Source organism: Buchananella sp. 103232 (assembly GCF_058725725.1).
This window is the reverse complement of the sequence record NZ_JBZXJM010000028.1, coordinates 1-16,245: the sequence shown is the minus strand read 5'-3', so window position 1 is coordinate 16,245 and position 16,245 is coordinate 1. Positions and strand designations below refer to the sequence as shown.

General features: G+C 68.2%; 21 protein-coding genes. 17 read left to right on the top strand and 4 right to left on the bottom strand.

Going from position 1 to position 16,245, the window contains the following annotated elements; translation table 11 throughout:
- The 17 genes from AC4PWQ_RS04495 to AC4PWQ_RS04415 all read left to right on the top strand — a co-directional run bounded on the left by AC4PWQ_RS04495 (nucleotide 1) and on the right by AC4PWQ_RS04415 (nucleotide 13,997).
- Nucleotides 1-390 carry a hypothetical protein gene (locus tag AC4PWQ_RS04495; protein WP_492089879.1) on the top strand — a complete coding sequence of 130 codons (390 nt, stop codon included), beginning with the start codon at nucleotides 1-3 and terminating at the stop codon, nucleotides 388-390.
- Nucleotides 387-758, top strand: coding sequence for a DUF6093 family protein (locus AC4PWQ_RS04490; protein WP_492089878.1), 372 nt, complete (start codon nucleotides 387-389; stop codon nucleotides 756-758). Before AC4PWQ_RS04495 ends, AC4PWQ_RS04490 begins: the two co-directional genes overlap by 4 nt.
- Entirely contained in the window at nucleotides 758-1,213 is a 456-nt protein-coding gene (locus AC4PWQ_RS04485; RefSeq protein ID WP_492089877.1) for a hypothetical protein, read from the top strand. Before AC4PWQ_RS04490 ends, AC4PWQ_RS04485 begins: the two co-directional genes overlap by 1 nt.
- A complete protein-coding gene (locus tag AC4PWQ_RS04480) occupies nucleotides 1,210-1,614 on the top strand; it encodes a hypothetical protein (protein ID WP_492089876.1) in 405 nt (134 codons plus the stop codon). Before AC4PWQ_RS04485 ends, AC4PWQ_RS04480 begins: the two co-directional genes overlap by 4 nt.
- Nucleotides 1,615-1,616: 2 nt before the next feature.
- Nucleotides 1,617-1,829 carry a hypothetical protein gene (locus AC4PWQ_RS04475; RefSeq protein ID WP_492089875.1) on the top strand — a complete coding sequence of 71 codons (213 nt, stop codon included), beginning with the start codon at nucleotides 1,617-1,619 and terminating at the stop codon, nucleotides 1,827-1,829.
- A 1-nt stretch (nucleotide 1,830) separates the two neighbouring features.
- Nucleotides 1,831-2,337 carry a phage tail tube protein gene (locus AC4PWQ_RS04470; RefSeq protein ID WP_492089874.1) on the top strand — a complete coding sequence of 169 codons (507 nt, stop codon included), beginning with the start codon at nucleotides 1,831-1,833 and terminating at the stop codon, nucleotides 2,335-2,337.
- Between the two features lie 98 nt (nucleotides 2,338-2,435).
- Nucleotides 2,436-3,062, top strand: coding sequence for a hypothetical protein (locus AC4PWQ_RS04465; protein WP_492089873.1), 627 nt, complete (start codon nucleotides 2,436-2,438; stop codon nucleotides 3,060-3,062).
- A gap of 44 nt (nucleotides 3,063-3,106) precedes the next feature.
- On the top strand, nucleotides 3,107-3,373 hold the full coding sequence (locus AC4PWQ_RS04460; RefSeq protein WP_492089872.1) for a hypothetical protein: 267 nt from the start codon (nucleotides 3,107-3,109) through the stop codon (nucleotides 3,371-3,373).
- 76 nt (nucleotides 3,374-3,449) lie between these two features.
- Nucleotides 3,450-7,157 carry a phage tail tape measure protein gene (locus tag AC4PWQ_RS04455; protein ID WP_492089871.1) on the top strand — a complete coding sequence of 1,236 codons (3,708 nt, stop codon included), beginning with the start codon at nucleotides 3,450-3,452 and terminating at the stop codon, nucleotides 7,155-7,157.
- Nucleotides 7,157-7,894 (top strand): hypothetical protein, encoded by a 738-nt coding sequence (locus AC4PWQ_RS04450; RefSeq protein ID WP_492089870.1) that lies wholly within the window; start codon nucleotides 7,157-7,159, stop codon nucleotides 7,892-7,894. Before AC4PWQ_RS04455 ends, AC4PWQ_RS04450 begins: the two co-directional genes overlap by 1 nt.
- Before the next feature lie 14 nt (nucleotides 7,895-7,908).
- A complete protein-coding gene (locus AC4PWQ_RS04445; protein ID WP_492089869.1) occupies nucleotides 7,909-8,904 on the top strand; it encodes a hypothetical protein in 996 nt (331 codons plus the stop codon).
- A gap of 2 nt (nucleotides 8,905-8,906) precedes the next feature.
- Nucleotides 8,907-11,057 (top strand): hypothetical protein, encoded by a 2,151-nt coding sequence (locus AC4PWQ_RS04440; protein WP_492089868.1) that lies wholly within the window; start codon nucleotides 8,907-8,909, stop codon nucleotides 11,055-11,057.
- A 17-nt stretch (nucleotides 11,058-11,074) separates the two neighbouring features.
- Nucleotides 11,075-11,353, top strand: coding sequence for a hypothetical protein (locus AC4PWQ_RS04435; protein ID WP_492089867.1), 279 nt, complete (start codon nucleotides 11,075-11,077; stop codon nucleotides 11,351-11,353).
- Nucleotides 11,353-11,853, top strand: coding sequence for a hypothetical protein (locus AC4PWQ_RS04430; RefSeq protein WP_492089866.1), 501 nt, complete (start codon nucleotides 11,353-11,355; stop codon nucleotides 11,851-11,853). Before AC4PWQ_RS04435 ends, AC4PWQ_RS04430 begins: the two co-directional genes overlap by 1 nt.
- 93 nt (nucleotides 11,854-11,946) lie before the next feature.
- Nucleotides 11,947-13,029, top strand: a complete 1,083-nt coding sequence (locus AC4PWQ_RS04425) for a peptidoglycan-binding domain-containing protein (protein WP_492089865.1) — start codon at nucleotides 11,947-11,949, stop codon at nucleotides 13,027-13,029.
- A gap of 63 nt (nucleotides 13,030-13,092) precedes the next feature.
- Complete coding sequence (locus AC4PWQ_RS04420; protein WP_492089864.1) at nucleotides 13,093-13,482, top strand: hypothetical protein; 390 nt, start codon at nucleotides 13,093-13,095, stop codon at nucleotides 13,480-13,482.
- A complete protein-coding gene (locus AC4PWQ_RS04415) occupies nucleotides 13,479-13,997 on the top strand; it encodes a hypothetical protein (RefSeq protein WP_492089863.1) in 519 nt (172 codons plus the stop codon). Before AC4PWQ_RS04420 ends, AC4PWQ_RS04415 begins: the two co-directional genes overlap by 4 nt.
- Before the next feature lie 179 nt (nucleotides 13,998-14,176).
- Here AC4PWQ_RS04415 and AC4PWQ_RS04410 read toward each other — a convergent pair whose 3' ends face one another.
- The 4 genes from AC4PWQ_RS04410 to AC4PWQ_RS04395 form a co-directional block, all read right to left on the bottom strand.
- On the bottom strand, nucleotides 14,177-14,362 hold the full coding sequence (locus AC4PWQ_RS04410) for a hypothetical protein (RefSeq protein WP_492089862.1): 186 nt from the start codon (nucleotides 14,360-14,362) through the stop codon (nucleotides 14,177-14,179).
- 252 nt (nucleotides 14,363-14,614) lie between these two features.
- The gene (locus tag AC4PWQ_RS04405) at nucleotides 14,615-14,824 is read right to left on the bottom strand and encodes a hypothetical protein (RefSeq protein WP_492089861.1); all 210 of its coding nucleotides are present in this window, start codon (nucleotides 14,822-14,824) and stop codon (nucleotides 14,615-14,617) included.
- A gap of 78 nt (nucleotides 14,825-14,902) precedes the next feature.
- Nucleotides 14,903-15,106 carry a hypothetical protein gene (locus tag AC4PWQ_RS04400; RefSeq protein ID WP_492089860.1) on the bottom strand — a complete coding sequence of 68 codons (204 nt, stop codon included), beginning with the start codon at nucleotides 15,104-15,106 and terminating at the stop codon, nucleotides 14,903-14,905.
- Nucleotides 15,107-15,229: 123 nt separating this feature from the next.
- Nucleotides 15,230-16,084: a tyrosine-type recombinase/integrase gene (locus tag AC4PWQ_RS04395; RefSeq protein ID WP_492089859.1), complete on the bottom strand. Its 855-nt coding sequence runs from the start codon at nucleotides 16,082-16,084 to the stop codon at nucleotides 15,230-15,232.
- Nucleotides 16,085-16,245 lie beyond the last annotated feature (161 nt).

Below are 16,245 nucleotides of genomic sequence, written 5' to 3'. Positions count from 1 at the left end.
ATGACCCTGGCAAACCTGGAGGACGTCGCCACCATCCTGGGGCGTCCCATCACGACCGCCGAGGAGATCGGACAGGTCAATCACTGGCTGGCCATGACTGGCCAGCTCATCGCCAAGCGTCTAGGCCCCCTGAAGGGACTGGACGGGCAGGCGCTGCGTAGTGTCTCTGCGGAGGTCGTGGCCCGCCGGGTGAAAAACCCCGACGGGATCAAGGACGAGCGCATTGACGACTACTACTACCGGCTGGACCCGGACGCGGCGAGGGTAGGGCTGTACCTGACGGACCAGGAGTGGGAACTCCTCACCCCCGGCCGGCCCCGCCCGCCATCGTTCACGATCCGCCCCGTGGCCACGCCTTTCTACGCGGGCGGGCCGGGGGTGGGGCTGTGAGCGGGCAGCAGGGGCTGGAGCGTGGCCGGCGTGCCGCGCAGCGGCGCATGACCACGCACGTGGTGATCAAGCGCCCGGGCCCGCCGGGCCCGGGCGTGGATGGCCGCTACGGCCCTACTCTCACCACGGTCTACGAGGGCGGGGCCAGGATCCGCACCCAGCAGCCCTACGAGTCCAATCCAGAGGCTGCCGGCCACACCGCCACGGTGCAGCGCTACGAGGTGCATATCCCGGCCACGGCGCCGCGCTGCATGGTGGGTGACCAAATCACGGTCGTGGCCACCGACCGGCGGTTTACCGTGGCCGGCCCACACGAGACGGATTCGGCTACGGCGCAGCGGCTCCTGGTGGATGAGGTGAGTGCCTGATGGGTGTGCACATCGATTCCAGCGAGCTGACGGCCCTGGCCATCGATTTCCGGCGCGCGGGCCCGGCGGCTGGCCGGGAGGCCGGCCGCGTGATCGCCAAGGGCGCCGGCGTGATCAAAAAGCGCCTGGCGGCCGAGATGTCGCGCTCGCGGCATTTCCGCCAGGTTGCACGCACGATCCGCTACGACGTCTACCGCGCCCCGGGGGTGGTGGAGGCCGTGATCGGCCCGGATATGGGCCAGGTAGTGGCCTCTACCGCGCGGGCGGGCTCGCGTGGGCGGCGTGCTCGTCTGCGTGGTCCTGGCCCGGGCACACCCGCCCCCCTGGCCCACATCGCCTACTACGGCACCTCACGCGGCGGGGGGAGTGTCCCGGCCCCGTACCTGGCACTACGCGATGAGGCCGAACAGATCGAGCAGCGCCTATCTCGTCTGCTGGCGGAGGTGGTGCGGTGATCTCACACGTGATGGCCCTGCGCGACGTCCTGCGCGCTCGCGGTCTGAATGTCCACTGCTACGACGTGACGGGGCGTAATCCGCCGCTGCCGTATGTGCTGCTGTGGTCTACGGGTGGCCGACCACAGGCTGCGGCCCTGGCTGGCCAGGCCACGGACCTTGACGAGCGGCTCTACGCCACCGTGGTGGATGACTGCGCAGAAAACCTGGTGGCCTCCCTGCCGCGCGTCCGGGAGGCGATCCAGACGGCCCGCCTGGAGGTGCCCGGCTGGCAGGTCGATGCTGTGCATCTGATCGACTCCACCACCATCGTCCCTGACCGCGAGGTGACCCTGCCTCACACCTCGGCCCACCCTCTCTACTGCGTCGATACCTATCGACTCCGATCCCAAAGGAAATGAACATGTCCGAATTAATTACCGCTTGGCGGCGTGACACCGGCGAGCGTGTCCTGGTCCCCGAGCACTGGTTCGACACCGACCTGGGCGGCCCGTTCACCCGCACCGACCCGGCTGCTGCCCAGCCTGCTGAGGCGCCGCCGTCTGCCCCGACTGTCTCCGTCGCTACCGCGCTGGAGACCCGTCCCTCTCACAAGTCCTCCCGGAAGGAGTCCTGAAATGCCCAAGGTGCTCGCAGACGGCCGCATCCGCCTGACATTCCTGACCACCAAGCCCGTCGACCCGCGCAAGCCGACCGTGGCCGAGCTCAACGCCGGCAAGACAATCTCGCTGCGCATCATGAAGTCCGACTACAAGCTGGGTGCGACGGGCTCTGAGACCATCAACGAGACCGAGCTGTGCAATGTCGGCACGGGCAAGTCTTTCGGTGCCACGAACTACGACGGTTCGGTGACTGTCTTCCGCTACCTCGACCCGACCACAGGCAAGTCCTTGCCTGGTGAGGACGAGGCATGGAACCTCCTGAACACCAAGGGGGCCGAGTTCTGGGCGTACGAGCGCGAAAACGCCGAGCACGACGTTGCCTGGGCTGAGGGCCAGGAGGTAGACGGCTATCACGTCGTCGCTGACACCGCCCAGAAGCCCTCCAGTCGGGAGGGCTACATCAAGCGCACCGTCCCCCTCGGCGTGCTGGCCGCCTACGAGGGCGCCAAGGTCGCGGCCTAACAAGTCGTGGAGGGCCGCGCTGATTTGTGGGTGCGCAGCGCGGCCCTCCCACCCCTAAAGCACCCACACCTGTACGCATCTACTAGGAAGGCACCCACATGTCTGACCGTTACGACCCTGCCGTCGAGGAGTGCTCTCTGGGCGAGCCCACTCCCCGCCCCACGCCAGAGACAGACGCGCTCGGGGCGGTCCCGCTCGAGGCCGCCTCACGTGAGGTCCCCGTCAAGACCACGCCAGCAGATTTGGACCTGCTGTCCTGGATCCAGGGGGTGCGCTCAGCCCGCCGGGCCGTCACGGTCTATGGGCGAGCTGACCTCGCGGCTGACCTGGACGCGCTCGCGGCCCAGATCGCCGCAGCTCGCGCCTCCGCCCAGCCCGTCGAGGATCTGATCCGTGACGCCCTGGCGGTGCGCGACGAGCTGTTTGCCTCGGCGCTGGATGTGGTGGTCGAGGAGCGCTCTGGCGAGGCACTCGCAGCCAGGCGGGAGCAGCTGCAGGCGGCCGGGGTCACCGATGAGCTGGAGCTGATGCTGCACCAGCTGGCCGACCAGATTGTGGAGCCGGCCGGTTTCACGGTGGATCTGCTGCGTCAGCTCCACCAGGCCACGCCAGTACAGGTCATGGCGATTGCGAACGCAGCGCGCCTCGTCAACACAAGCATTCCGCAGGTGAACATCCCTTTCTTGCACGGGCTCTCGCCCACCCCCGAAACAGCTACGTCCTGAATCTGCTGCGGGGGGCGCGTTCGTGGGGGCGCCGCCCTACGGAGGTGTTCCTGACCGGGATCGAGCGGTGGACTGTCACGGACACGCTCCTGCTGGGGGCCCTCGAGGTCTACGAGCGTGAGCTGCTGTGTCCCTGTGGGTGCGGTTTCATCCGTGACCAGGCGTGGGACGACGACAGCGATGGTTGGTTTGAGGGCTATTCGGTGTACTGCTACGCCCGTGCCGCGCAGGAGAGCTACGAGGCCGAGCACAGTGGCGAGGCCCGCGAGCCTGGCGAGCTGGTGGGGGTCAGGGACACCCGCGAAACCTAACCCCGGGCCGGGCACACCGGCCCGGGGTCCCCTCCTCATCGAGGACTAAGTGCATAGTGGATCAGAAGGAGCGGCTGTGGCTGATCGCAACGTGACCGTGCGTTTTCGCGCCAATATCGCCGATTTCCAGACCCAGGTTGGGCGCATGTCCACCTCTTTGCAGGAGGCCGTGCGCCGTTTCGACCACGACGGCAAATTGGCGGAAACCCGCCTGGGGCGCCTGGCGCAGTCCGCGCTCCACCAGCGTGCCGCCTGGGACCAGCTCGGCAACGGCCTGCTGCTGACGGGGACGGCTGCGGTGGCCGGTCTGACCATGGCCACTAAGGCCGCGATCGACTGGGAGTCGGCGTGGACTGGCGTGGCCAAAGTGGTCGATGGCGCTGACGAGCAGCTCGAGCGCTCGCTGCGGGGACTCACGCGTCAGGTCTCTGCCTCGCATGACGAGATCGCCGATACAGCGGCGGCCGCTGGCCAACTGGGTGTAGCCAAGGACGACATCACCAGCTACACGCGCGCGATGATCGACATGGGTGTATCCACTGACCTGGCGGCTAATGAGGCCGCCACGGGCACCGCTCGTTTCTCCGCGATCATGGGCACCGCCCACTCCCAGGCCCGCAATCTCGGCTCGGCGATCGTGTCCATGGGCAATAACTTCGCCACTACAGAGTCTGAGGTCCTCGACCTGGCCGTGCGTCTGGCCGCTGCGGGCCGCACCTCTCACATGACCGAGGGCGACGTCATCGGTATCGCCGCTGCCCTCAAGCAAGTCGGCCTGGAGGCTGAGGCTGGTGGCTCGTCGGTCTCCCGCGTTATCGACAAAATCAATGCGACTGTGCGTGACGGCGGACGGGAGCTCCACCTCCTGGCCGACGTCGCCGGTGTATCTGCCACCGATTTCGCGCAGCACTGGCGCGACAAGCCCGCCGAGGCCTTCGCTCAATTCGTCCAGGGCCTCAACCACGTCTACCGCAGGGGCGGCGACGTCAAGGAAGTCCTGCGCGACCTCGGGCTCAAGGACTACCGCATCGGTGACTCCATGACCCGTGCCGCGCTCGCGGCCGAGCACATGACGGGCGCTATCAAGCTGTCCAACCAGGCGTTCCGTGAGGGCACGGCGCTGGGTGATGAGGCCGCCCGCCGCTACGAGACCGACGCAGCCAAGCTGCAGCGCTCGTGGAATGCCGTCAAGGACGCCGCGATCGACGCCGGCGCCTACATCGCGCCGGTGGTCACAGGTATGGCCTCTGGTGTCTCCGGGATCTTCGAGGCATACTCGGGGCTGCCCTCGTGGGCGCAGGCCACCGTCGTGGGCCTGGGCGGCATCGTGGGAGTCTCCGCGCTCGCGGGTGGGGCGATCTTGAAGATGGTGCCGGCGGTGTTGGATGGGTCGCGGGCCCTGATGGACATGGGGCTGATCTCCGAGCGCACCCAGCAGCGCATGATGCGCTTCGGTAGGGGCCTGGGGAAGGCTGGGATCGCGGCGGGCTTGCTGGGCATTGTCGTGGCCGCTGGTGAGGCCGTCCAGGCTTTCGATGACACCATCGCTAAGGCTGACGAGCTGGAAAACCGCTTCCGCTCCGGCCGAGGCGCTTTGGCTAGTGGTCTGATCGGCAGTGCTAGTACAGCCGACACTGCCATGCGCGAGGCCACTCTGCATTACCGCGCCAACTCGAACATGCTCAGGGACGCATCTGCGTGGATCGTGGACTCCCTCAACGGGCTCACGAGCCAGGTGGGATGGGACACCCGTTCCATGGGTGACCGCTTCATGGATGAGATCGCTGCCCTGGATGACCAGCTCAAGAACCTCGATTTCACCGAGGCCCGCGCGCGGTTCCAGTGGTTCGCTAATGGGACGGTGGAGTCCGAGCAGGCCCTAACCAACCTCGTCAGGGCGATGCCGTCTTTCCGGCAGGCTCTGGTAGCGCAGGCCTCCGAGCTGGGTATCCAGGCTACCGAGACCAATCTGGTCGCCCTCGCTATGGGCCGCATGACCACCGCCCAGGAGGACGCCGAGCAGAAGGCTCGTGACCACGAGCTGGCCACGGACGCGCTCGCGGCGGCTTTGAGTCGTCAGGAGGCTGCTGCTCAGGCGTCGGCGATGACGGTCATGGAGCGTGCCGCTGCGCTGGGCCTGGTCGCTGAGGATGAGGAGAAGGCCGCGAAGGCACTCATGGAGCGCGCCAAGGCCAACAGGCACGCGGCGGAGTCGTGGGTGGTGCCGGCCGAGGTGCTCTCGCTCGCGCGTGAGCGTGAGCAGGAGCTGCTGCGCAGTACCGCTGAGGCCTCTGGCGGCATGACGGACTACTGGCGTGACCTGGTAGAGAATGCCACCGCGTCGCTGGACGAGTACTTGGCGGTCCTGGATGAGCAGCTGGCTGCGCAGGAGGACTGGTCGGTCAACATGCTCCAGCTCGTCGGCTCGGCCTCTACCGAGGTGGTGGAGCACATCAAGCAGCTGGGGCCGCAGGCCGGCGCCGCGCTGCTGGCTGAGCTGACCGATGGTGTGGATGACGCTGAGCAGATCGCGCAGCTGGAGGAGCGCATCTCCACCAATGTCGCGAGCGCTTACGCCGCCGCGCTGAATGACCCTGACACGATCGAGGTGCTTCGGGCGGCCTCGGAGCAGCTGGGCGCTGAGCAGATGGACGCGCTCGCGCGAGCGTTGCTGGACGGCACGCCGGTGCAGGAGGTCGTGGACAAGTGGCAGATCAAGGTCAAGCTGTTCAACGACCCGGAGTCGGGTCAGCAGGCCGCGCAGTCGTGGTTTGACGACGTGCTCTCATCGGCCGAGCTGAATCGCTGCTACGTGCCTGTGGACGCCGACCCTAAGGGCGCGAAGACGACGTTGAAGCAGTTCCGGTTTGATGAGTCCAAGCGCCCGGCGTCCATGCCGGCGTTTGTCAACATCCACCCGGCGGCTAATCAGTTGATGGCGCTGCGTCGTGACGCGGCTAGCCGCCCGGCGTCGATGTCGGTCAAGGCCTCGACGGGGTCGTTGCGGCCACAGATCGCTAATGCGTTGTCGGCGCCGTTCTCGATCACGGTGCGGCCCTCGGTGTCCTCCATGTCGATGGGGGTTGGTGATGGGCGTGGCCCGGCTCCGGCCTCTCCGCGTGGCTGGCGTGCCCAGTGGGCGGCGGTCAAGGCCGCTGTGCCGGGCGCGGTCCTCACCTCCGCCTATCGTCCGGGGGCGAAGACCACGTTTGGCACGCCGTCGTATCACGGTCTTGGTCGTGCGATTGATTTGGCGCCGGATTGGCGGGTTTTCAACTGGATTTCGCGCAATTATCCGGACTCGCGGGAGTTGATTTTCACTCCGGCGGGCTCACGCCAGATCAGCAACGGGCGTCGCTACACCGAGACCGATCCCACGGTGATGGCCATGCACCGGGATCACATCCACTGGGCCTACCGGGACGGGGGAGCGGTCCACGGGCCGGGCACCTCGACCTCGGACTCCATCCCCTCGTGGCTCTCCAATGGTGAGCACGTGTGGACGGCTGCCGAGGTCACCGCCACTGGTGGCCACGCCGGGGTCTACGCGCTGCGGTCGCTGGCCCGCACGGGCGAGCTGCGCCGCATGCTCGGTCTAGCCCGGGGCGGCCCGGCCATGGCCCGCCCGCCGGCGCCGTCCCCGGTGGTCGTCAGCGCCGGCGCGCCTCCGGTGGCTTTGCAGGTGGTGGTGGAGTCCCCCCTGGATGGCGCCGCCTATGAGGCGTCGGTGGCCGCCACAGCCGAGCGAGTGGTGATCCGGCGAGAGCAGATGAGGAGACGCTGATGAAGCACGGCTTGGACAAGCGCTTCGGGTGGCCGGTCTTCAATCTGACCGGCGCGCCTGCTGGGTGGCGTCTGCACGCCTCTCACGCCACGGGCCGCTACCTGGTGGCCACCGCCCACCAGGTGCCCGGCCAGGGCGGCTTCGTCGCCGACCCGGCTTGCCCAATCGGTGTTCCGGTGACGTACACGCTCTCCACGCCGACGTCGCCGACGTCGTCCGTGGTGACCCTCACCCGCCACGCTGCCACCTCCACGGTCCTCTCCTCCCGCACGGGGGCCGGGTCCGTGGAGGTGGCCCGCCTGGACGACGACTCCCACGACTGGGAGGTCGACGACGATTTCACCCTCACCGCCGCACGCACCTGGCACACCCCCGGCCACCGCCCCACCGAGGGCGTGCGCCACCTGGAAGTCACCACCCAGGATGCGGCCGCGCTCGCGGTCGTGCTGCGCTCCGGGGCCTTCTATGTGCTGCACAATCCGCTGGCGTGTGGGGTGGTGGGGTGTGACGTGGCGCCGGCGCTGTTGGCCCATCCGCGCTCGATACGTACGCAGGTGACGGGGCATCGTCCCCGCCGGCGTCGCCGGGCGGAGATCTCGTTCACGCACCAGGTCCCGGCGGGAGCGACGGGTGTTGACCCGCTGCAGTGGGGCCAGCTGGCTGCTGCAGGCTGGCGTGCCGGGAGCAGCACCACGCTGGCGCAGGTCTATCACCGCCTTACTGGTGTGCCGCTCTAGCAGGAGGTGTTGGCGTGATTCATCCTGCCCGAGTGGCCTCGTATCGCTCGCGGGTGTGGTTGTGGCCACGCCGGGGGACCTGGCGGCGCGAGCTGGAGTTCAGCGACGGGTGGCTGGAGGTGCAGGGCGACCTGCCGGTGCCAGAGGAGCTTTCTTTCACCACGGCCGATGTGGTGGACGCGGACGGCAGCTTCGTGTCGGTGGAGACCGAGGCGCGACTGCTTGATGGCACCACCGAGGTCACTCGCCTGGGGGTTTTCGTGGTGGCCGATGTGCGCCCGGCCCCTGGTGGTGGCCGTGAGGTCTCTGCTCTGGGTCTGCTGCACGAGACGGCGCGCTGCCCGATGGGGGGACCGACCTCGCCACTGCCTGGGGCGACGATTCTGCAGGAGCTTGAGCGCCTGGTGGACCCGCACACCCCGATTGACTACTCCGGACCGTTGGTGACGTTGCCGCGCGGGATCCGGTGGGGCACGGACAGGCTGGAGGCGGTGCGCGACCTGTGCGCGCAGCATGGCCTGCGTGCCCGGGTGCGTCATGGGCGCCTGGTGGTGGCCCCGGTGGGCCAGCCCACGGGCGTACAGGTGACGCTGGGCACCGCCTGGGCGCGTGTCCCACTGGAGGGCTCTACGCTGGAGGTCCCCTCTAGCGTGGTGGTGGTCGGTAATGCTGCGGGCGCTGAGGGCGGGGAGGCCACCCAGATTCGCCTGGAGGTGCACTCGACCTCCGGCAGGTTCGACACGGCCACCTATGGGTGGACGCGCGAGATCATCGACGCCCCCACGCTACGCACTCACCACGATCTGCTCGCGCACGGCCAGCAGGTCCTGGCCTCGCGCCAGGCCCAGCTCTCTCGCATCCGCCTGGAGACGGCCCCGTTTCCTGGCCTGGCGCTGGGAGATGAGGTACTGGCCGAGCGGCCCGACGCTGCGCCGATCACCGGGACGGTGGCCGGGTTTTCCATGCCACTGGTCAGTGGCCCTGAGATGACGATCGACCTCGAGAGGTGACCATGCGCTCTCCGTCCCGCCTGAATCTGCCGGCCGCCCCGCCGGTCGGCGCCGTCCCAGCCGCGATCACCGGCGAGATCAGCCATATCGAGGGCCGCGTGGCCGGGGTGACCTATCAGGATCCCGCCGGCGGGGCGCAGCTCTACGTGGAGGTGCCGCTGGGAGACGGGATTTATGCGCACGGGGCGACGGTGCAGGTGCCCCCGCCGGGGGTGCCCCTGGTGGGGGTGGAGCAGCTCCCACCTGGTGCCGGCACTGCTGATGGCCCGCCACTGGTGGAGATCGGACCGGCCCCGGACCAGGCTGGCACGGCCCTGGGTGAGCGTCTGCAGGGGATCGAGTCCCAGCAGGCCTCCACGGGGGTCCAACTGGGCCAGACCCAGCAGGACCTGGCCCAGGCCACCCAGGACCTCGCTCAGGCCCGCCAGGACCTCCTGGCACGCCTGGCGGCCGCCCAGGGCTCCATCGACCAGACAGGCCAGCTGGCCCAGTCCGCCCAGTCCACCGCCACCGGCGCCGCCCAGTCCGCCCAGGCGGCCTCTGCCTCGGCTGCCTCAGCCTCCAGCACGGCCCAGCAGGCCACCACGCGCGCTGACCAGGCCTCGAGCAAGGCCCAGGCGGCGCAGCAAGCGGCCCAGACCGCGCAGGGCACCGCTGACGCGGCCATGGATCACGCCACTAATGGGACTGTGACCACGGGCCGGATCGTGCCCGGCGGGCAGCTGCTCACCGGAGGCCGCCACCTGGCCCCGCAGTCGATCACCCTGCGCGAGCTGCTGGTCACCGACCAGCTCGCCGCCGCCATCGGTAATTTCCTGCGCGTCACGACCCAGAATCTCGTCGCCGGCCACGCGAAAATCACTGCCGAGCTACTCGCGGCCGAGATCCGCCTGGCCACGCGCCTGGTCGCTGGTGACCCGGCCGGCACCCACGCCGTACTGGACCCCACCGGCCTGCGCATCATGCGCGCTCTGCCCACCGGGGGCACCAGCGAGGTCGCCCGCCTGGGCGTGTCCGGCTCCAATGATTACCTCGGCGTGGTCTCCGCCAGTGGGGATCTCCTGGCCGCCATCGACGACGGCGGCAGGGTCACCGCCCAGGCGCTCGCGGTGGCCGGATCAGCCTCGGTGGAGTCCCTGGAGGTCGGCGGTGTGGGGCTGACGGACGTGATCGACTCGCGCGTCACCTGCCAGATCGCCCGCGTCATCAAATCAGGCGCGCACTGGTATGTGGCCGGCCAGCCCAAGGCCGCCGGCAGCAAGCTGCAGATTTTCGAGTTCTCGGTCACCAATCCTTTCGACTACATGCTGAGCCTGCTGGTCATTCCACCGACCCTGACGGTCTACGTCTCGCGGGCCGGGCGCGTGGACGCCTCCTGGTGGACCACCAACAACGGCGCCGTCCCCACCGATGCAAACAATTTCCAGGGTGCATCGGCCACTGCCTGGGGGGCAGGGGACGTGTGTGTGACGCTGCCTCCGCTGCCCACGGGCTTGGAGCCGGGCCGTACCCTGCGGGTGCGCTGCGTGGTCTCCGCCACCGTCCCCTGGGACCTCTCGCGGAATCAGACTGTCCGCTCGGCTCTGCTCTCGCTGGGCACACCCTCGGTCCCGTACGGCGCTCGCGGGGACATCTTGAATGTCTCCAGTGGTGGGTCGGTGGCGCCGGCGAAGAAGCGCCACACGAGGGAGTACGCGGGCACGTGGGGAGCCTCCTACGCGCTCAGTGGCGCGCCCGCGCCTGCGATGGACCCCAAGGCCGTCCAGGGCTACGGGGGTGGCCCCCAGCGCATGGGCATGCTCGGTTTCCAGTCGATGACTGCCGACCTGGCCGGCGCCGACATCGAGAAGATCGAGGCCTACGTCTACTTCCCGCACTGGTGGTACTCCGCCGGCGGCGCGGCCGGCATCGGATTCCACGGCCAGCACTCCAAGCCCTCGTGGTGGTCAGGGACGCACGCGACCGTGGTGCGTGAGGGCGTGCCCAAACCGGGTGGTGTGTGGGTGACCCTCCCGTCCTGGACACACGACTACTGGAAAAGCGGGGCTTACCGGGGGCTGACCCTGCGCGCACCTGGGGACTCCACCGATCGGCGCTACTACGGCTACGCCGACCACACCCGCAGCAAAATCCGTGTCACCTACCTCAAGTAATCGAAAGGAGACGAGGCATGTCCGAGCAGAGCAAATACTGGGCGGTCTCCCGTGCCGTCACGGGGGATGACACGTGGCGAGAGCGGCTGCGCATCGCCTGCATCCTTAAGGGGGTCGGGGAGATCGATGAGCGGCTGCTCATCCTGGTCACCGCCCAGTGTGCTGACCACATCACGGTCGACGATCATGGCACCGTCACCACCACGGCAGTCACCGACGCCCAGATCGACACCGCCATCGAGACAGTCACGGTCGACGTCGAGGACGATGCCGCAGCCAGCGAGACGGAGGCTTGATGCCCACCAACCTTTTGGGTCAGTGGCTACCCGAATCCGACCAGTCTTTCGCCGCCGCGCTCGCGGACATCTACCGCCACCTGGGCGTTTACATTCGGGCTGCCACGGGGGATGACTTCCGTCAGAAGGCCGCCGATGCTGCCGCCGCCGGGTTGATAGCGCAGCCTAGTCAAGCGACCCCTGCGGTGGGGTTCGTGGGCGGGCGTTTTGTCACTTATGACGGCGCGACGCTGCGTATTTCTTCTGCTCGTCAAATGCTTTCAGGCACCGAGCCGGGCACCAAGCCGATCCCCAACGGGGGTAATGCGCAGTATCGGGTGAGGTTTCCGCAGAGATTCATTGCGGTGCCGCGCATTTTCGTTCAAACGGGCCTTTCTGCGCGTCTGACCACTGCCGTGCACTCGGTCACCGCGGACGAATTCCAGGTCTCTGTGGACAACAAGTCCGGCGGCCCGGTTCCTGCTGGTGGTTACACCTTGGAGTGGTTTGCCCTTGAGTAAGTAATTCTGCCCGCGTGTGCGCGGGTGGTGCACAGATCCCTAGCCCTCACCGGTCCCGGTGGGGGCTTTCGCATATCCAGACAGGAGACAGAGATGGCAAATCTTGAGCAGGCGGTCGAGCGGATTGTGTGGCTGTGTGAGCACGGCAACCTTGGCTACGACCAGTCCAACCGGCAGGACATCAGGCCGGGGGGTGAGTGTGACTGCTCTTCCCTGGTCCTGCACGCCCTGGAGTACGCCGATTTCGACATCGGCGCCGCGACCTACACCGGCAACATGATCAGCGCGCTCACGCCGCGCGGGTGGACGTTGATGCCGGCGTGGACGACGCCGCAGCGCGGTGACATTCTGCTGCACCCGGCTCGTCACGTGGCGATCGCCACGAGCTCCACGCAGATGGCGGAGGCCTCCATCGATGAGCGGGGCCGGATCGTGGGTGGGCAGGCGGGTGACCAGACGGGCTGGGAGACCCGCGTCGGCCCCATCCGCCGCTTCTACACCGTGGTGCTGCGCTACACGGGGGCGGGTGAGCAGGCCACCCCGGCCCAGCCGGACTACTCCACGGGGGACCAGTGGAACTCGAATGGTTACGACGTGACCTATGTGCGTGGGGTGCAGGAGATGCTGGTGGCCCTGGGCTACGACATCGGCGCCGCTGGCATCGACGGTGTGCTGGGTGAGCAGACCTTCCGGGCCGTCGAGCGCTTCCAGCGCTCCGAGGGCCTGCTGGTGGACGGCATCCCGGGCCCGGCCACGCGCGGCGCGCTCCAGGCCCGCGTGGCCGCCAAGCGCCCGGCCCTCAAGCCCGCCCCCGCCCCGGCTCCGGTGCCGCCGCGCCCGACGTTCCTGGACATTCGGGGCATCCAGAGTGCCCTGCGTGCTGAGGCTGACAGTGTGGCGGGCCCGGACACGCGCAAGCGCTTGGACGCGGTGCGTGCCGCGTCCGCGTGGGGTGGTGGCCGCCACCCGTACGGCGTGGCATTCACCCAGCGCGTGGTCGGCACCGACGCTGATGGCGTCTGGGGGAGCGCCTCTGCTGTCGCGCACGACGCCACCGTCGTGAGTCTGCAGCGTGCCCTCAACGAGCTCGGCTACCACCTGGAGGTGGACGGCATCTACGGCCGGGCTACCGACGCTGCCGCCCGCCAGGCCCTGGACCGCGCCGAGCAGCCCTAACCACCGTGGGGCGGGGCCGCCCCGGCCCCGCCCCACATCCCCACTACAGACAGGACAAAATCGATGGAAATCCTTGGAGTCACTTTTGACCCGGTGGCGCTGACCATGATCGCCGGCGTGATCTGGCCGCTGCTGCAGGCCAGCTTCGATCAGCCCCGCTGGACCGCCCGCGTCCGCCTGGCCATCCTCATCGGCGCCGGCGCTGCCGCTACCACCGTCGTGTGGATCGCCACCGCCTACCCGGCTCACTGGGCCACCGTCGCCGCTGCGGCCACCGGCTTCATCGGCGCCGCCACCACTGCTTTCGCCCTGCTCAAGCGGGTCGGGCTCATCGACTGGATCGGTCGTGTCACCCCCGGTGGCGAGCCCCGCCACCGCCTCGACCCGCCCACATCCGCCGCGCCTGAGGCCGGGTCTGGTCGTCGTGCCCGTCGGGAGCGCCGCACCCGATGATCCACACCATCGCCGACGTCATCGCGCTCGCGGCCGAGGATCCGGCGTGGCGTGACCCGGCCTGGCTGACCGCCGTGGGCACGCTCCTGGTGGGCGTGCTCGGCGCGATCACCACCATGCTCGGCATCCTGATGCGCCGCACCGGGCGTCTGGACTCGAAGGTGGAGGTCGCCAAGGCCGAGGCCAGCGCAGCGGCAGCTGACGCCGCCGCGTCCCGCGCCCAGGTCCAAAATTCTCATTCCGTCAATTTCCGCGACGACGTCGACGGCAAGCACGCCGCCACCGTGAACGCACTCGCAGAAAATGCCGCCGCGCTGGCGGTGGTGCAGACGAGTCTGGGGCACGTGGTGGGGGACTTGCAGCAGGCGCGGGAGGATCTGCAGCAGCTGCGGGGGGACTTGCAGCAGGCGCGGGGGGACTTGCAGCAGCTGCGAGGCGACCTCGCGGCCCGCCAGGAGGCCGCGCATGAGGCCCACGCCCGCATCCATGCCCGCATCGACGCTCTCGGCGCCTAGCCGAGAGTCGAATCTGGCCCCGGCCACCCCCTTTGCGGGGTGACCGGGGCCCTTTTCGTGTGCCCTCTGGGCTACAGGCCGAAGCCTGCCGGGCCTTCTGAGTCCGTGGGGTGTTACGCGGAGCAGAGCGAGAACTCCCAGAGCGCCAGGTCGCTGTGCTCGATTTGGCCGCTGCGCATCTAGTCCACGAGGCTGTCGCGCCATTCCCGGGTGGCGTCGAAGTCCTCGCCGTGGTTGCTACCCTCGCGGAGCCATGCGTCGCTTCGGCGTGTCTTGATCCACTGGGCGGCCGCGTCGCGCTGGCTGTCCCAGTCGAACGTGAAGGTGGCGTTGTCGTCGGAGAGCTTGTCAGTGAGCGTGTGCATTGCCATGGTTCCTGCCTTTTCGGTGTGTGCCCGGTTTTTCTCTTTCCCTCCGGGCTGATGCCCAAATAACACTTCGCCCGGCGAAGCATTGCAAGCTGGGTAACGTATGGCGTGCGACACATTGCACGTGACGTGGCGGTGGCGTACGGTGTACTGTGTCCGCTTCGGTGGGCGTTGACTCCGCGTTAGCGGAGGGTCTTTCTCGGTGTGAGAAGAGCGGGGCGCTGGGTTTCCCTCCTGGCGCCCCGCGCCTTATTCAGCGGCGCGAATCTTGCTAATTGTTGACTGGGCTAGGCCAAGTTCTTGTGAGATGCGGTATCCGCTGACACCTGCCTTCATAAGGTCGCGCAGGGTGGCGTCACGCTGTGTAACCAGGGTTGCGCGTGTGGTGTCCAGCTGGTCGATGGTGGACTGGAGCTGGATTGCGTCTTCCAGGGATGGTGCCTTGGCCGTTGCGTCCATGTGACTAGCTCCTTCAGGTGGGGTTGGTGGGGTGGCTGATGTGGTTAGGCCCCCGCCCCAAAGGCGGGGGCCTAACCACTACTTGGCGTGGCGCTGGACGCTGGCCCAGAACTCCTCGGCCTCAACCTTGCAGGCGAAGCCCTCGCTGTAGTCGCCCAGGACCTCGTCTGCGATGGCCTCGATGTCGAACTCGGCCCACGCGTCGGTGACCTCGCCGGCCTCGATCGGGTTCACGATCTCGCGCTCGATGGCCTCGTTGCGAGTGCTGTAGGTGGTGTCCATGGTTCTTGTCCTTTCGATGTGTGCCCGGTTTTCTCTTTCCCTCCGGGCTGATGTCTAAATAATACTTCGCCCGGCGAAGTAGCGCAAGGCGGGTAACGTGTGGCGTGCGCCACATTCGGAGGGTCATGCGGCCATCGGCCACGCCGCGCTACTGGTGGCGGCCCGCGCCGCCGCAATCAGCATGCCCTCATCCACAAGCGTGTAGCGCTGGGTCGTCTCCGGGCGCGAATGCCCCAAGAGCTTGCACACGGCCAGGAGATTGCCAGTGCCGTGCAGTGCAGCCGTGGCATAAGCGTGCCGGAGCTGGTGGGCGGTCACTCCCTCCGGCAGCGCATCGCTGACCAGCTTGCAAACGTTGCCGGCTGTGCGCGGCCCCGCCCTGACCGGCGAAGGGAACGCCCAGCCCGCCAGTCGACACAGCCACGCATGCAGCGCAGGGTGACTGATGGGCACAACGCGCTCGCGGGCGCCCTTACCGCGCACGTACAGCCGCCGGTTGAGGCGGTCGTAATCCCGCGAGTGGACGCGCGCAATCTCGCAGACACGCAGGCCCGCGAAGCGCGCGAGCAGCAGCATGGGGGCCACGAGGCGCGGCGCGCGGCGAATGGCGTCAAGCACGATCGCGTCTGCAGCCGGGCGGGGCACGCCAGCCGGTGCGGAGCGACTGCGCAGGTTCCGCATGGGGTCGATGGCGATCAGCTCGCTGCGCAGAGCCCACTGGAAGAAGCCATGCAGGGCGGTGTGGGCACTACGGCGCGCTTCGGCTCCCCACGAGGGCGTGCCCAGGAATCGGATCACACTGGCCTCGTCAGCGTGGGTCAGGCAGTCGATGGCGGAGAGGTAGCGCCGCAAATAGTTGCTGTATGTCCTCAGCGTGGTGGGGGCATGGCCATGCGCGCGGCGCCAGGCCAGGTGGTCCTCGAGCGCCTTGAGAGGAGAGAGCGTAGCGGGGAGGCTTGCAGATTCGGGCGGGGTCATGGTAGGCGTCCTGTGTTAGTGAGGTAGAAACAAGCGCCTAGCCTGAATCGCTACGCGGCGAGGACGCTAGGGGCGTCCACGAGTTGTGGAATCCACCAAGAGTTGGGGCGCGCTCCGCCCCGGTTCGCCTTGCGCGCCGCCGCGCCCGACGAATAACCGGA

Excerpts from the sequence above, each read along its gene's own strand:
- AC4PWQ_RS04450 (WP_492089870.1), top strand. The coding sequence starts at position 7,157 with ATGAAGCACGGCTTGGACAAGCGCTTCGGGTGGCCGGTCTTCAATCTG.
- AC4PWQ_RS04415 (WP_492089863.1), top strand. The coding sequence starts at position 13,479 with ATGATCCACACCATCGCCGACGTCATCGCGCTCGCGGCCGAGGATCCG.
- AC4PWQ_RS04495 (WP_492089879.1), top strand. The coding sequence starts at position 1 with ATGACCCTGGCAAACCTGGAGGACGTCGCCACCATCCTGGGGCGTCCC.
- AC4PWQ_RS04440 (WP_492089868.1), top strand. The coding sequence starts at position 8,907 with ATGCGCTCTCCGTCCCGCCTGAATCTGCCGGCCGCCCCGCCGGTCGGC.
- AC4PWQ_RS04420 (WP_492089864.1), top strand. The coding sequence starts at position 13,093 with ATGGAAATCCTTGGAGTCACTTTTGACCCGGTGGCGCTGACCATGATC.
- AC4PWQ_RS04465 (WP_492089873.1), top strand. The coding sequence starts at position 2,436 with ATGTCTGACCGTTACGACCCTGCCGTCGAGGAGTGCTCTCTGGGCGAG.
- AC4PWQ_RS04485 (WP_492089877.1), top strand. The coding sequence starts at position 758 with ATGGGTGTGCACATCGATTCCAGCGAGCTGACGGCCCTGGCCATCGAT.
- AC4PWQ_RS04400 (WP_492089860.1), bottom strand. The coding sequence starts at position 15,106 with ATGGACACCACCTACAGCACTCGCAACGAGGCCATCGAGCGCGAGATC.
- AC4PWQ_RS04410 (WP_492089862.1), bottom strand. The coding sequence starts at position 14,362 with ATGCACACGCTCACTGACAAGCTCTCCGACGACAACGCCACCTTCACG.
- AC4PWQ_RS04430 (WP_492089866.1), top strand. The coding sequence starts at position 11,353 with ATGCCCACCAACCTTTTGGGTCAGTGGCTACCCGAATCCGACCAGTCT.
- AC4PWQ_RS04405 (WP_492089861.1), bottom strand. The coding sequence starts at position 14,824 with ATGGACGCAACGGCCAAGGCACCATCCCTGGAAGACGCAATCCAGCTC.
- AC4PWQ_RS04475 (WP_492089875.1), top strand. The coding sequence starts at position 1,617 with ATGTCCGAATTAATTACCGCTTGGCGGCGTGACACCGGCGAGCGTGTC.
- AC4PWQ_RS04435 (WP_492089867.1), top strand. The coding sequence starts at position 11,075 with ATGTCCGAGCAGAGCAAATACTGGGCGGTCTCCCGTGCCGTCACGGGG.
- AC4PWQ_RS04395 (WP_492089859.1), bottom strand. The coding sequence starts at position 16,084 with ATGACCCCGCCCGAATCTGCAAGCCTCCCCGCTACGCTCTCTCCTCTC.
- AC4PWQ_RS04470 (WP_492089874.1), top strand. The coding sequence starts at position 1,831 with ATGCCCAAGGTGCTCGCAGACGGCCGCATCCGCCTGACATTCCTGACC.
- AC4PWQ_RS04425 (WP_492089865.1), top strand. The coding sequence starts at position 11,947 with ATGGCAAATCTTGAGCAGGCGGTCGAGCGGATTGTGTGGCTGTGTGAG.